15 protein-coding genes are annotated in these 13,641 nt (G+C 52.3%); 3 read left to right on the top strand and 12 right to left on the bottom strand.

The genetic code is table 11. The annotated features are described in order from the left end of the window. Positions 1-39: 39 nt before the first annotated feature. The 8 genes from HV346_RS19915 to HV346_RS19880 form a co-directional block, all read right to left on the bottom strand. Positions 40-339 carry a YqjK-like family protein gene (locus HV346_RS19915; protein WP_181620892.1) on the bottom strand — a complete coding sequence of 100 codons (300 nt, stop codon included), beginning with the start codon at positions 337-339 and terminating at the stop codon, positions 40-42. Continuing rightward, on the bottom strand, positions 336-734 hold the full coding sequence (locus tag HV346_RS19910; protein ID WP_181620891.1) for a phage holin family protein: 399 nt from the start codon (positions 732-734) through the stop codon (positions 336-338). Before HV346_RS19910 ends, HV346_RS19915 begins: the two co-directional genes overlap by 4 nt. A gap of 2 nt (positions 735-736) precedes the next feature. Further along, complete coding sequence (locus HV346_RS19905; protein WP_181620890.1) at positions 737-1,042, bottom strand: YqjD family protein; 306 nt, start codon at positions 1,040-1,042, stop codon at positions 737-739. A 28-nt stretch (positions 1,043-1,070) separates the two neighbouring features. Further along, positions 1,071-1,439: a DUF1090 domain-containing protein gene (locus tag HV346_RS19900; RefSeq protein ID WP_181620889.1), complete on the bottom strand. Its 369-nt coding sequence runs from the start codon at positions 1,437-1,439 to the stop codon at positions 1,071-1,073. Between the two features lie 153 nt (positions 1,440-1,592). Next, positions 1,593-1,976 carry an EnvZ/OmpR regulon moderator MzrA gene (mzrA, locus tag HV346_RS19895; protein WP_181620888.1) on the bottom strand — a complete coding sequence of 128 codons (384 nt, stop codon included), beginning with the start codon at positions 1,974-1,976 and terminating at the stop codon, positions 1,593-1,595. 2 nt (positions 1,977-1,978) lie between these two features. Beyond that, complete coding sequence (gene yqjA / locus HV346_RS19890; RefSeq protein ID WP_181620887.1) at positions 1,979-2,641, bottom strand: DedA family general envelope maintenance protein YqjA; 663 nt, start codon at positions 2,639-2,641, stop codon at positions 1,979-1,981. A 344-nt stretch (positions 2,642-2,985) separates the two neighbouring features. Continuing rightward, the gene (exuR, locus tag HV346_RS19885; RefSeq protein WP_181620886.1) at positions 2,986-3,762 is read right to left on the bottom strand and encodes a transcriptional regulator ExuR; all 777 of its coding nucleotides are present in this window, start codon (positions 3,760-3,762) and stop codon (positions 2,986-2,988) included. A gap of 117 nt (positions 3,763-3,879) precedes the next feature. Then, positions 3,880-5,178 (bottom strand): MFS transporter, encoded by a 1,299-nt coding sequence (locus HV346_RS19880; protein ID WP_181620885.1) that lies wholly within the window; start codon positions 5,176-5,178, stop codon positions 3,880-3,882. A 477-nt stretch (positions 5,179-5,655) separates the two neighbouring features. Between HV346_RS19880 and uxaC the strand changes: the two genes are divergently transcribed. The 3 genes from uxaC to HV346_RS19865 all read left to right on the top strand — a co-directional run bounded on the left by uxaC (position 5,656) and on the right by HV346_RS19865 (position 9,205). Then, positions 5,656-7,068 (top strand): glucuronate isomerase, encoded by a 1,413-nt coding sequence (uxaC, locus tag HV346_RS19875; protein WP_181620884.1) that lies wholly within the window; start codon positions 5,656-5,658, stop codon positions 7,066-7,068. A gap of 17 nt (positions 7,069-7,085) precedes the next feature. Further along, complete coding sequence (locus HV346_RS19870; RefSeq protein ID WP_181620883.1) at positions 7,086-8,573, top strand: altronate dehydratase family protein; 1,488 nt, start codon at positions 7,086-7,088, stop codon at positions 8,571-8,573. Positions 8,574-8,650: 77 nt separating this feature from the next. Further along, positions 8,651-9,205: a YgjV family protein gene (locus tag HV346_RS19865; RefSeq protein WP_181620882.1), complete on the top strand. Its 555-nt coding sequence runs from the start codon at positions 8,651-8,653 to the stop codon at positions 9,203-9,205. Between the two features lie 16 nt (positions 9,206-9,221). Here the strand turns inward: HV346_RS19865 and sstT are convergent, their stop codons facing one another. From sstT to HV346_RS19845, 4 genes are all read right to left on the bottom strand, one after another. Next, entirely contained in the window at positions 9,222-10,463 is a 1,242-nt protein-coding gene (gene sstT / locus HV346_RS19860; RefSeq protein ID WP_181620881.1) for a serine/threonine transporter SstT, read from the bottom strand. A gap of 237 nt (positions 10,464-10,700) precedes the next feature. Next, positions 10,701-11,666, bottom strand: a complete 966-nt coding sequence (locus HV346_RS19855) for a TerC family protein (protein WP_181620880.1) — start codon at positions 11,664-11,666, stop codon at positions 10,701-10,703. A 276-nt stretch (positions 11,667-11,942) separates the two neighbouring features. Beyond that, complete coding sequence (locus HV346_RS19850; RefSeq protein ID WP_181620879.1) at positions 11,943-12,941, bottom strand: Gfo/Idh/MocA family oxidoreductase; 999 nt, start codon at positions 12,939-12,941, stop codon at positions 11,943-11,945. Positions 12,942-13,136: 195 nt separating this feature from the next. Beyond that, positions 13,137-13,637: a M48 family metallopeptidase gene (locus HV346_RS19845; protein ID WP_181620878.1), complete on the bottom strand. Its 501-nt coding sequence runs from the start codon at positions 13,635-13,637 to the stop codon at positions 13,137-13,139. Positions 13,638-13,641: the final 4 nt, after the last annotated feature.

The raw sequence follows: 13,641 nt of genomic DNA, 5'->3' as shown, positions 1-13,641 counted from the left end.
GCCGGATAAGCGTCATGTTACCCGACAACGGCTGGGGACTCAGGAACGTAACTGCTGCTGGCGCAGGGTTGATTTGACCAGACGCCAGGCGCTCCATACGCCGAAGCCACGTCGTGCCCAGCGTATCAACCTGCTGGGATGACGCACTGACCAGAGTGCGACAACGCTGCTGCCTACCAGCGCCCAGGCACGGATGTTGAGTAGCGTATTCCAGCCCCGATCGTAGGAGCGGGTGACCTCCAGCCAGTCGCGACGGCTGGCGGCTAAATCCAGCCGTTGCTGCTGGATTTGGCTCAACAGGTACGCTTTCTGTTTCTGGCGCTCTGTCTTGCTGCTCACGACTTATCGTCCTCCAGCAATGTACGATCTGCGGCCAGCTCCTGACGGGTGTGGCGCAGCAGGGTCGATCTGCGTGCTTTGCGCATCGTCCAGATACCGCCAATGAGTGCCCCCAGCAGCAGTACTGCCGTGGTGGCGATCATCGCGTTAAGGCGATACTGCGGATCGATAGCCCAGATGATTAACACCAACAGGCTCATCAGGCCAAAAGCGGCAAAGAGCAGGGTAAGTCCCAGCATCAGCAGCAGCTGGAAGAGATTGGCTTTCTCCTCTTCCAGTTCAACCACCGCCAGCCGGATCCGCGTTTCAGCGATCCCGACAAGCGTGGTTAAAATACGCTGTCCGATTCCGAGAATATTTTTTGCAGGCCCTTCTGCGTGGCGTGGATCGTCCATAATCAACGACGCGTGAGCAGCACGCCAAGAACCACACCAATGGCAGCACCGATACCTACGCCGGTCCAGGGATTATCACGAACGTATTCGTCTGCTCGCGCGGCGGCTTCACGGGTCTGTTTCGCCAGCGCATCACCGGTTTCACCCAGACGATGACGGCTCTCTTTCAGTGCCTGTTCGGCTTTGCTGCGCAGTTTGCCGATCTCTTCTTTCGATTTATCGCTTGAGGAGTTCAGCACCTCTTCCAGGGTATCCGCCAGGGATTTCAACTCAGCGCGCAGGTTTTCTGACGTAGTATCTTTTGACATGATTTTCTCCTGTGGGACTTCAGTTAACTCAATAATCGCGGGATTCCAGCGCATTCAGTTCTTCTTGCGCCTCTTTCAGCTTCTTCTCGCGTTTCGTTATTTTATCCGCATCCCCTTTCTCTTTCGCTTCCTGAAGATCGTGACGACGTTCCGTCACCTCAGCCTTTTGAGCTGCAATTTTCTTCTGGTGATTCGCCCGTAATTCACTGTCTGAACAGTTGGCCTTCACCTCGCTAAGCGCTTTTTTCAGACCGTTAATCCGGTTCTGATTGTTATGCTTTTCGGCATAAGTGATTTCTCGCTGAATATCTTTCTCCTTCTCCATGCACAGAGAGGATGCGAAAGAGGCGGTGCTTAACGAAAAAAGAGTCAAAGCCAGAGCGATGCGGTATTTCATTGTTGGAACCTTCCATTGTGTACGACACTTCCGAAGAGGTGTCGAATTTCCAAAGTCATGCGGAGAACATATGAGAGGTGCTCCGCGTACTTAAGCATAGTAAGTAAACGGGGTAATCACCAAAGTGAGTGAAAAGATTCAGAATCCTGGAAATTAACCAAACCGATGCGACGTATCGCGCAAGCGCGACAACCAGGCGGCAGCCTGACTATTGTCGTCTTGTTGGGCAATGATGTATCCCTGCGGCAGCGTTCTGTCGAGCACGGCTTTTGCTGCGGCACTTTGTGCGCTGGAATCAAACTTGATCAGCAACACATCATCCTGCGGCGTAATACTTTTAAAACGGATCCCATTTGCATCCAGATGATGCCAGATAGAAAAACCATCCGGCATGCTTGCGCCCTGATTCACCGAGCGAATGGCCAGCGTAGACTCCTGGTGCTGAACGGCTGTCCAGACCAAAACCATGGCGCTGAGAATCATCAGCGCAACCATGGCAAATGACAGACGGCGTAGAGAAAGTCGTGACATTCCCATACTTAGCCCCGGCTCCCGTACTTTTTCTTCCACAAGACGAAAAGCGATCCGGCAAGCCCAAACACCAGTAACACAACCGGCAAGAGCATCAGACAAGACATGAGTTGGTCTTCATACTTGAGGAAGACGGGGGTTTTACCCAGCAGGTAGCCCAGTGTTGTCAGAATCAGCACCCACAGCAGGCCGCTCATCCAGTTAAAGAACTGGAAGCGTGCGCTGTTGAGTCCGGACAGGCCAGCGATGGTAGGCAGTAATGTGCGTACAAAAGCGATGAAGCGGCCAATCAGCAGCGCTGAAAGCCCGTGTTTATGGAAAAGATGATGTGCACGTTGGTGATAATGTGCCGGAAGATGGGATAGCCAGTTTTGCACAATCCGTGTGTTTCCAAGCCATCGACCCTGAATATAACTTACCCAGCAGCCAAGGCTTGCGGCAACAGTTAAGAGAATAATGGTTTGCGGAAACGCCATCGCTCCTTTTGCACAAAGCACGCCAACCAATACCAGCAGGCTATCGCCTGGCAGGAAGGCTGCAGGGAGCAATCCGTTTTCAAGAAACAGGATCATAAACAAGACGAAATAGAGCATGCCAATCATGGAAGGATTGGCCAGCGTTTCGAAGTCCTGAGCCCATAAGGCATTCAGTAGTTGGGTCAAAAGTTCCATTCAGTGTTCCTGGAAATCGGTTAACGTCACGCCTGTTATCCGGGAAAAACAGTACGGCGACATTGTAGTGATTTCATTATGGTCGCTCGCGGACACATGTGTTGTGGCCAAAACTGTTCCCTGTTAATGGCAAGGTAAGCAAGCACTAACTTACAAGAAAACAAATTGAATCTAATTGTAACAAAGCCCGACGTTCTGCGTCACAGATTTTGCGCGGGTTGAGATGATTTTGGCTTAAGCATGGAAGGGGAGCGAGGGGATTTACAAAGGCTGACACTATATATGTTTTGCTTACCCATACCTGTCAGAAGGCGCGCCAGAGCGCCTGCCGACAGGAAGGAAAACTATTTTGCCAGATTGGATACCGTATCGAGATGAACAACGGGATTATCAGCAAAAAGATAGCGGTCAGCATTGAATTCGAAATCGTCACTGGTTTCATTGAACAGCATGAGTTTGGTGTTTTCCAGATGCTGCCACATCGCCAGTTTTGCAGCATGCGGGTCTTTGCGAATCAGTGCTTTAAGGATCTGATCATGATCATCACACCAGTTATCCACGGTGCGTAAATCGATGTGATCGTGCAATTTCTTCCAGTAAGGGTTGTGAACGCGCTGAGTCCACATTTTTTCAACGATTGCTGCAAGTGCCGTGTTTTGTGTGGCCAGGGCAACCTGAACATGAAACTGGAGATCCCATTCTGAATCGCGGAAACATTTTTCCTTGCGCGCATTTTCCTGGATTTCCATCAGCTTCATGATGTCTTGCTTGGTGACCTGCGTGGCGGCGAACTCTGCAATGTTACTTTCAATCAACTGGCGAGCCTGGAGCAGCTCAAAAGGACCGTAGCTTGCAAATTCCAGACTTTCATCTGGTGCAGGAGAGTGTTTTGGCAGATTGGAAATCACATGAATGCCGGAGCCTTTGCGTACTTCAACATAGCCTTCAACCTCCAGCATGATGATCGCTTCACGCACAACCGTGCGGCTCACGCTTTTTTCATCAGCAATAAAGCGTTCAGCAGGCAGTTTATCACCGACAAGATAGACACCTTGCTCGATGCGATCTTTCAGCTCGGCAGCAAGTTGTTGGTATAAACGACGTGATTCGGTGATTTCCATATGCGCTCCAGGCAGGGTACGACGGATTATCTGTTATACCACTTTTGCGCGCCAGTCTCCAGATTTCACCATCAAAAAAGCCGCCCAGAGGCGGCTTTGGTAGGACACATTTTTACGCTAATTTTGCGTTGCCGGTCCCCCAAGGGACTCTTTCTCAAGTTCGTCGGCTGATTTGCTTTTCAGCACCGTCCAGATAACGACTGCCCCCATCAGGTCAAAGATAGCCAGTACAGCAAACAGCGGGCTGAAGCCAATGGTATCTGCTAACGCACCAACCACCAGAGCAAACAGAGTACTTGCGGTCCAGGCAGCCATACCAGTCAGGCCGTTTGCGGTTGCCACTTCGTTACGACCGAACACATCAGAAGAGAGTGTAATCAGTGCGCCAGAAAGGGACTGGTGAGCAAAACCACCGATGCACAGCAGGCCAATTGCAACATATGGGCTGGTGAACAGGCCGATCATACCTGGGCCAATCATCAGCAGTGCGCCCATGGTCACAACCATTTTACGGGAGACAATCAGGTTCACACCAAACCAGCGCTGGAACAGAGGTGGCAGGTAACCACCGATGATGCAACCCATGTCAGCGAAGAGCATTGGCATCCAGGCGAACATCGCGATTTCTTTCAGGTTAAAGCCGTAGACTTTAAACATGAACAGTGGAATCCAGGCGTTAAACGTACCCCAGGCCGGTTCCGCCAGGAAGCGTGGCAGTGCGATACCCCAGAATTGACGGGTTCCCAGAATCTGCCATACCGTCATTTTTTTGCCATTGTTGGTCTGGTGCTGTGCTTCCTGACCCCCAATGATGTACTCGCGTTCTTCTTCAGACAGTTTTTTCTGATCGCGCGGGTGTTTGTAGAAAATCAGCCACGCCATTGCCCATGCAAAGCTCAGCACGCCGGAGATAATGAACGCCATCTGCCAACTGTGCATCACGATAGCCCATACAACCAGTGGCGGAGCAATCATCGCACCAATAGAAGAGCCCACGTTAAAGTAGCCGACTGCAATAGAACGTTCTTTCGCCGGGAACCATTCGGAGCTGGCTTTCAGACCCGCAGGGATCATTGCTGCTTCTGCTGCACCGACCGCACCACGCGCCAGTGCCAGTCCGCCCCAGCTACCTGCCAGCGCTGTTGCGCCGCAGAAAATCGCCCAGGTTACCGCGAAGAAGGCGTAACCAATTTTTGTTCCCAGAATATCCAGCACGTAGCCAGCAACAGGCTGCATGATGGTATAAGCCGCGGAATACGCTGCAATGATGTAGGAATATTGCTGTGTGGAAATATGCAACTCTTCCATTAACGTTGGCGCTGCTGCTGCCACGGTGTTACGTGTCAGGTAGCCCAGCACTGTGCCTAGCGTCACCAGTGCAATCATGTACCAACGTAACCCTTTAATTTTACGCATGTAAAACCTCATCGTTATGTTATTTCCGTGCTGTGGCACGGCAACAGCTCAACCGTTTCCGGGAGTTGCTGTGTAACGGGAGGGGCGTAACCGGGAGACTTTCCCGGAACGGCCCGAACCTTGCCATAAGTAATCGTGCATAAGTCGGTTTCCGTACCGTTAAATCCGATGTATCTAACACCGGGAATGCATTCCGTCGGCTTATAGTTTGCGACGGCCAAAAGATAACTTGTCATACAACTTTAAAAGGTGAGTGACATCACAAAAGTGTGATTCTTTGTAGGGACATTATGTTCTGTAGATAAAGCCAGTGCTGGCGCGGTCTGGGAGAGGGTTTACTACTTTGAGGGTAATTTATTTGTCAGCGTTTATTGATCTAACTCACGAAAAAAACTTCGGCCTCTGGAAATTGGTGTGATAACTTTGCAGCATCTGAACATAAGCTTTCTGACGCTCTCGTTATGAGGAAGACGATAAATGACACCGTTTATGACCGAAGATTTTCTGTTAGATACTGAATTTGCTCGCCGTCTGTATCACGACTACGCAAAAGACCAGCCAATTTTCGACTACCACTGCCATTTGCCTCCGCAGCAGGTTGCCGAAAATTACCGTTTCAAAAACCTGTATGACATCTGGCTGAAGGGTGACCACTATAAATGGCGTGCAATGCGCACCAACGGTGTGCCTGAGCGCCTGTGTACCGGCGATGCAACTGACCGCGAGAAGTTTGATGCGTGGGCTGCAACTGTTCCGCACACCATCGGCAACCCGTTATACCACTGGACACATCTTGAGCTGCGTCGTCCGTTTGGTATCACCGGCAAGCTGCTTTCGCCATCCACTGCGGGTGAAATCTGGGATGAATGCAACGCGCTGCTGGCACAGGATACGTTCTCTGCTCGTGGCATCATGAAGCAGATGAACGTGAAGATGGTCGGGACCACTGACGATCCAATTGATTCGCTTGAACACCACGCGGTTGTGGCTAAAGACAGCACGTTTGATATCAAAGTGCTGCCAAGCTGGCGTCCGGATAAGGCGTTCAATATCGAACTGGCCACCTTTACTGACTACATGGCGAAACTGGCCGAAGTGTCTGATACCGACATTCGTCGCTTTGCTGACCTGCAAACTGCGCTGACTAAACGCCTGGATCACTTTGCGGCACACGGTTGTAAGGTGTCTGACCACGCGCTGGACGTTGTTCTGTTTGCTGAGGCTAATGACGCCGAGCTGGACAGCATCCTGGCACGCCGTCTGTCGGGTGAAACCCTGAGCGAGCATGAAGTCGCACAGTTCAAAACTGCAGTGCTGGTCTGGCTGGGCGCTGAATATGCCCGTCGCGGCTGGGTACAGCAGTACCACATTGGCGCGCTGCGTAACAACAACCTGCGCCAGTTCAAACTTCTCGGCGCGGATGTCGGCTTCGACTCCATCAACGACCGCCCACTGGCGGAAGAGCTGTCGAAACTGCTGAGTAAACAGAACGAACAAAACCTGCTGCCAAAAACCATCCTGTATTGCCTGAACCCGCGCGATAACGAAGTGCTGGGCACAATGATTGGTAACTTCCAGGGCGAAGGTATGCCAGGCAAGATGCAGTTCGGTTCCGGCTGGTGGTTCAACGACCAGAAAGACGGCATGGAACGTCAGATGACGCAGCTGGCGCAACTGGGTCTGTTAAGCCGCTTTGTGGGTATGCTGACCGACAGCCGTAGTTTCCTGTCTTACACACGCCATGAGTACTTCCGCCGCATTCTGTGCCAGATGATTGGTCGCTGGGTTGCTGCGGGTGAAGCACCAGCGGATATCCAGTTGCTGGGCGAAATGGTGAGAAACATCTGCTTTAACAATGCGCGTGACTACTTCGCCATTGAACTGAACTAAAGCCGTTTGAGGTTGATATGCAATACATCAAAATCCATTCGCTGGATAACGTTGCCGTAGCGCTGGCGGATCTGGCCGAAGGCGAAGTCGTGGCAGTAGATAACCAGACTGTCACGCTGCGCCAGGCGGTTGCACGCGGGCATAAGTTTGCCGTGTACCCTATCGCTAAAGGGGAAAACGTCGTTAAGTACGGTTTGCCTATTGGTCATGCGCTGGCGGATATTGCGCCGGGTGAACATATTCATTCCCACAATGCCCGCACCAATCTCAGCGATCTGGACGAGTATAGCTATCAACCTGATTTTCAGGCGGAAGTTGGGCAAGAAACGGATCGTGACGTACAGATCTATCGTCGTGGCAACGGGGACGTGGGGATCCGTAATGAACTGTGGATCCTGCCAACCGTGGGTTGCGTTAATGGGATCGCCCGTCAGATCCAGAGCCGTTTTCTGAAAGAGACAAACGGAGCTGAAGGCACTGACGGTGTGCACCTGTTCAGCCATACCTACGGGTGTTCTCAGCTCGGCGACGATCACATTAACACCCGTACCATGCTGCAAAACATGGTACGTCACCCGAATGCGGGGGCGGTGCTGGTCATTGGTCTGGGATGTGAAAACAACCAGGTGGATGCCTTCCGCGAAACCTTAGAGGATTTCGATCCCGCGCGTGTCCACTTTATGGTATGCCAACACCAGGACGATGAAGTGGAAGCGGGCATTGAGCAACTACATCAGCTGTATGAGGTGATGCGCCACGACAAGCGCGAGCCGGGTAAACTCAGCGAGCTTAAATTTGGTCTGGAGTGCGGGGGATCTGATGGTCTTTCCGGTATCACAGCCAACCCGATGCTGGGGCGTTTCTCGGATTACGTGATTGCCAACGGCGGGACGACTGTGCTGACTGAGGTTCCGGAAATGTTCGGTGCAGAACGTATTCTGATGAGCCACTGTCGTGACGAAGAGACGTTTGAAAAAACCGTGACCATGGTGAACGACTTCAAACAGTATTTCATCGCGCACAATCAGCCGATCTACGAAAACCCATCTCCAGGTAACAAAGCGGGCGGGATCACTACACTCGAAGAGAAATCTCTCGGCTGTACGCAGAAAGCGGGTGCAAGCCAGGTGGTGGACGTACTGCGTTACGGCGAGCGCCTGAAAACGCACGGTCTGAACCTGCTGAGTGCGCCGGGTAACGATGCGGTTGCCACCAGTGCTTTGGCGGGGGCGGGTTGCCACATGGTGCTGTTCAGTACCGGTCGTGGTACACCGTATGGCGGTTTTGTACCCACTGTGAAAATTGCCACCAACAGCGAGTTGGCGGCGAAGAAAAAACACTGGATCGATTTTGATGCCGGACAGTTGATCCACGGCAAAGCGATGCCGCAACTGCTGAATGAATTTGTCGATACCATTGTGGAATTCGCTAACGGTAAGCAAACCTGCAACGAAAAGAATGACTTCCGCGAGCTGGCGATTTTCAAAAGCGGCGTCACCTTGTAAGCCATTATGCTTTAAATTAGAAACGGCGTTTCATATAATGAAGCGCCGTTTCTTTTTCCTGCACACAGGACACCTTCATGACCGCGTATTGGCTAGCCCAGGGCGTTGGCGTCATCGCCTTTCTGATTGGTATCACCACCTTTATCAACCGTGATGAGCGGAAATTTAAAATTCAGCTTTCGGTTTACAGTGCCGTCATTGGCATCCATTTCTTTTTGATGGGCGCATTTCCTGCCGGGGCGAGCGCCATGCTTAACACCGTTCGTACGCTCATCACTTTACGCACCCGCAGTCTGTGGGTGATGGTGCTGTTCATTGCGCTGACAGGCGGTATCGGGCTTGCGAAATACCATCATCCCATTGAGTTACTGCCTGTTGCGGGAACCATTGTCAGCACCTGGGCCTTGTTCCGCAGCAAAGGGCTGACCATGCGTTGCATTATCTGGTGTTCAACCTGCTGTTGGGTGATCCACAACTTCTGGCTGGGGTCGATTGGCGGAACGTTGATTGAAGGCAGTTTTCTTATCATGAACGGGCTGAACATTATCCGTTTCTGGCGGATGCAGAAGCGCGGAATTGATCCGTTTAAAGTTGAGAAGCAGGTCCAGGAGGAGAGCCCCTCCGTCCGTTGACGGAAGGGCAGAGGCATTAATTGCGCAGGGCGTTTTTCGCCAGACGCGCATCTTCCGCCTGGCACACGGCGGCGGTAAACATCACGTCGGTTGAGGAGTTAATGGCGGTTTCGCAGGAGTCCTGCAGCACGCCGATGATAAAGCCCACCGCGACCACCTGCATGGCGATTTCGTTCGGGATGCCAAACATGTTACACGCCAGTGGGATCAGCAACAGTGAACCGCCCGCCACACCAGATGCGCCACAGGCACACAGCGCCGCGACGACGCTCAGCAGCAGCGCGGTTGGTAAATCTACCGGGATACCCAGCGTATGTACTGCCGCCAGCGTGAGCACCGTAATGGTAATCGCCGCGCCAGCCATGTTGACGGTTGCTCCCAGTGGGATTGATACGGAGTAGGTATCGCGATCCAGATTCAGTTTTTCGCACAGCGACATATTCACGGGAATATTCGCAGCCGAACTGCGGGTGAAGAACGCCGTCACGCCGCTTTCACGCAGGCACATCAGCACCAGCGGATATGGGTTACGGCGGGTTTGCATAAAGACCAGCAGCGGGTTGATCACCAGTGCGACCACAGCCATACAGCCAATCAGTACCAGCAGCAACTGTGCGTAACCCCACAGTGCGCCAAAACCGGTGGTGGCAAGCGTCGATGACACCAGGCCGAAAATACCAATGGGGGCAAAGCGGATCACCAGCGTCACAATGAAAGTGACCGCGCTTGAGAGATCGTTAATCAGGTTCTTGGTGGTGTCATTGCTGTGGCGCAGAGCAAAACCCAGACCGACTGCCCACACCAGAATACCGATGTAGTTCGCGTTAATCAGCGCATGAATGGGGTTGGCGACAATGCTCATCAGCAGGCCGTGCATCACTTCAACAATGCCCGCTGGGGGGGTGATATCGGTCGCACCGGTGGTCAGTTGCAGGGTTGATGGGAAGAAAAAGCTCACGATCACCGCTGTCAGCGCAGCAGAGAATGTCCCGAGCAGGTACATCCACAAAATAGGGCGGATATTGGTTTTTTGTCCCTGCTGGTGGTTGGCAATAGATGCCATCACCAGGGTCAGAACCAGAACAGGTGCGACGGCTTTCAGTGCACCGACGAACAGCGTCCCGAGCAGGCCAGTCGCTTCTGCGGCAGGCTTTGAGATCAGTGCCAGCGCGACACCAAGCACCAGGCCAACCAGTATTTGCTTAACAAGGCTGCCACGCGACAGGCGCGCCAGCAGACCAGAGGATTGCATGGTCATGAATGTTCCTTAAGTGAAATTGCGTTCCATCCCGGATGTGCTCTTAGTCACATTTATTTCCGGATGTAAGTAAATGTTTGCCTGGGTGAGTATAGGGAAAGTACAGAGTGAGGGAAGCGTAAAATGCTGAACTTTACGTGTTGCATCATATTTTTTAACTATTAAATTACATTTTGATATCGCCCTCTCCCATGGGGAGAGGGCCGGGGTAAGCCTGCCAGGTTGCCCCCAGACTGACTAAACCTGCTGTTTTTTATCGTGCTGGCGGTTAACCCAGGTGTTGATAATTAGCGTAACGATCAGAATGCCAAATACCACACCCAGCGAAATCGCGATTGGGATGTGATAGAAATCGACAATCAGCATCTTGATACCGATAAATACCAGAATGACCGACAGACCGTATTTCAGCATTGAGAAGCGCTCAGCCGCGCCTGCCAGCAGGAAATACATCGCACGCAAGCCGAGAATAGCGAACAGGTTTGAGGTCAGTACGATAAACGGGTCAGTGGTCACCGCGAAGATCGCCGGGATGCTGTCTACAGCGAAAATGACATCACTCAGTTCGACCAGAATCAGCACCAGCAGCAGCGGCGTGGCGAACAGCAGGCCGTTCTTACGCACGAAGAAGTGCTCGTTTTCGATCTTGTCGGTCATACGCAGATGACCACGGATCCACTTCACCAGCGGCTTATCGCCAATGCCTGCGTCATCTTCTTTCGCCAGCGCCATCTTAATACCGGTGAACAGCAAGAACGCGCCGAAGACATACAACAGCCATTCGAACTGGGTAATCAGCCAGCTTCCCGCAAAGATCATGATGGTACGCAGGATGATCGCGCCCAGTACGCCGTAGACCAGCACGCGGCGTTGCAGCGAAGCCGGTACAGCGAAGTAACTGAACAGCATCAGCCAGACGAAGACGTTATCGACAGCCAGCGCTTTCTCGATCAGGTAACCGGTAAGGAATGCCAGCGCCTGTGGGTCCGCGACAGTGCGGCCCTCAGTTGAGGCCAGATACCACCAAAAGGCAGCGCAGAACAGCAGGGAGAGCGTGACCCATACCAACGACCAGACCGCAGCCTGTTTCATTGTCATGCCATGCTCACCGCGACGCCCCTGTAAAAAGAGGTCGATTGCCAGCATGATGAGCACGACAACCGCGAATCCGCCCCACAACATGGGAGTGCCGACAGAATGCATACTATTTTCCTTCCACATAAAAAAACAAAAACGGCTATGGTCAGAAGACGATAGCCGTTAGCTTTTTATGCATAGACCTCGCCTTCCGGCAAGGTCTCACTTACAACGAAAAAAGAATACACAATGTATCCCTTTTTGGTTGCCCGGCGACCGGATGCGGTATTGCACGCATCGTAATGACGATCCACCGGCAAGGAAGTTACTCCCCTTTGCGGGTAACAAAATATGTCAGACCATCGGTTTCGTCAATGGTTTGTACAATTTCATTACATAGCTTTACGCGATAACTTCTGCACCCACGCCGTCTGCCGGGAACACCACGCCCGTCTGGCGGCGGATCTCCGTTTGCAGCTTCGCTGTGGTGCGGCTTACCGCAAGACCTGGGTGGTTCACTTCTTTGTCTTCTACCAGACGCGCAAAGACCTCTGCCTCATAGAGCATAGTGTTAATATGTTGAGGCTGCGTTAGCTCCTGCGCTTTACCGCCACGTGGCACAAAGCTCAGTTTCTGGCACTCGGAAATTTTCTCGATCACCAGCGATCCTGCTTCGCCCTGGATTTCGCTTGGCAGCACGGAATCACTGACTTTTGAGTGTTGCAGCGTTACGCTGAAATCACCGTAATCCAGCACCACTAAACCGTGTGCATCCACGCCGCTTTCCAGCAGGCTGGCCGTGGCGGTGACGCTGTGTGGCTCGCCCCACAGCGCAACGGCGGAGGCCAGGCAGTAAAAACCGATATCCATAATCGAGCCGTTAGAGAAAGCCGGGTTAAAGGTATTCGGGTTTTCGCCATCCAGATAACGCTGGTAACGCGATGAATACTGGCAGTAGTTGATAAAGGCTTTACGCACTTTGCCCAGTTTCGGTAACGACTGCTGCAACAGCAGGAAGTTTGGCAGGCAGGCGGTTTTGAAGGCTTCGAACAGCACCACCTGATTTTCACGGGCAAGAGCGATAGCGGCTTCCACTTCCTGAATATTCGACGCCAGCGGTTTCTCGCAAATCACATGTTTTTTATGGCTGAGGAACAGCTTTGTTTGCGGGAAGTGCAGAGAATTTGGGCTGGCGATATAAACCGCGTCAATGGCATCACTTTGCGCCATCGCGTCGAGCGAGGTGAACAGATGTTCGACCAGGTAGTCATTCGCGAAGGTCTGCGCCTGCTCAAGGCTGCGGGAATAGACTGCGGTGAGCTTATATTTGCCGGTTTCGTGGGCGGCGTCGACGAACTGGCGCGTGATCCAGTTCGTACCAATGACTGCGAAACGTATCATAAACGTTTACGTACTCCGTAGCTGGGAACCTTTAGCCACTGTAGCACGTCATCATGACAAAACGAGTGCGCTATTGCGCATCCCCGTCATTATTCAGGCTGCCGCTGCGTTGGCTTTCCTCGCTCACCCCAACCACTTGCTGATGTAATCTCCTGGGGATTCACTTCGTCGCCGCCTTACGGCAACCTGAATACTTTAGGGGAGAGCCTTTAACGATAAATGCGTAAGCCACAAACGGGTATCGAACTCCAGCTGGTGATACTGCGGCTCCATGTGGCAGCACAGGGAATAAAACGCTTTGTCATGCTCTTTTTCTTTAAGATGCGCCAGCTCGTGTACCACAATCATGCGCAAGAATGCTTCCGGCGCATTGCGAAATACGGTTGCCACGCGGATCTCGGCTTTAGCTTTCAGCTTACCACCCTGCACACGGGAGATGGCCGTGTGCAGACCAAGCGCGTTCTTCAATACGTGGATCTTGTTGTCATACATCACTTTATTAATGGGGGATGCGCTCTTCAGATACCGGTTTTTCATATCCTGCGTATACTGCCAGAGAGCTTTATCGGTCGTAATGCCGTGTGAGTCGGGGTAGCGTTTTTCCAGCACGTCACCCAGCCTTTGCTCGGAAATTAACGTGTGAACCTGGGAAAGTAAGCTCTCCGGGTAGCCCTGGAGATAAGTTAGTTGGTTCATCAAA

The organism is Enterobacter sp. RHBSTW-00994 (assembly GCF_013782625.1).
Classification (GTDB): Bacteria; Pseudomonadota; Gammaproteobacteria; order Enterobacterales; family Enterobacteriaceae; genus Enterobacter.
The sequence above is the reverse complement of the archived record's forward strand: the minus strand, read 5'-3'. Positions and strand labels throughout refer to the sequence as shown.

Bases quoted from the DNA above. Each gene is read 5' to 3' on its own strand.
- HV346_RS19905 (WP_181620890.1), bottom strand. From the start codon at position 1,042: ATGTCAAAAGATACTACGTCAGAAAACCTGCGCGCTGAGTTGAAATCC.
- HV346_RS19855 (WP_181620880.1), bottom strand. From the start codon at position 11,666: ATGCATTCTGTCGGCACTCCCATGTTGTGGGGCGGATTCGCGGTTGTC.
- HV346_RS19910 (WP_181620891.1), bottom strand. From the start codon at position 734: ATGGACGATCCACGCCACGCAGAAGGGCCTGCAAAAAATATTCTCGGA.
- sstT (WP_181620881.1), bottom strand. From the start codon at position 10,463: ATGACCATGCAATCCTCTGGTCTGCTGGCGCGCCTGTCGCGTGGCAGC.
- HV346_RS19850 (WP_181620879.1), bottom strand. From the start codon at position 12,941: ATGATACGTTTCGCAGTCATTGGTACGAACTGGATCACGCGCCAGTTC.
- yqjA (WP_181620887.1), bottom strand. From the start codon at position 2,641: ATGGAACTTTTGACCCAACTACTGAATGCCTTATGGGCTCAGGACTTC.
- HV346_RS19865 (WP_181620882.1), top strand. From the start codon at position 8,651: ATGACCGCGTATTGGCTAGCCCAGGGCGTTGGCGTCATCGCCTTTCTG.
- uxaC (WP_181620884.1), top strand. From the start codon at position 5,656: ATGACACCGTTTATGACCGAAGATTTTCTGTTAGATACTGAATTTGCT.
- exuR (WP_181620886.1), bottom strand. From the start codon at position 3,762: ATGGAAATCACCGAATCACGTCGTTTATACCAACAACTTGCTGCCGAG.
- HV346_RS19880 (WP_181620885.1), bottom strand. From the start codon at position 5,178: ATGCGTAAAATTAAAGGGTTACGTTGGTACATGATTGCACTGGTGACG.
- HV346_RS19845 (WP_181620878.1), bottom strand. From the start codon at position 13,637: ATGAACCAACTAACTTATCTCCAGGGCTACCCGGAGAGCTTACTTTCC.
- HV346_RS19900 (WP_181620889.1), bottom strand. From the start codon at position 1,439: ATGAAATACCGCATCGCTCTGGCTTTGACTCTTTTTTCGTTAAGCACC.
- mzrA (WP_181620888.1), bottom strand. From the start codon at position 1,976: ATGGGAATGTCACGACTTTCTCTACGCCGTCTGTCATTTGCCATGGTT.
- HV346_RS19870 (WP_181620883.1), top strand. From the start codon at position 7,086: ATGCAATACATCAAAATCCATTCGCTGGATAACGTTGCCGTAGCGCTG.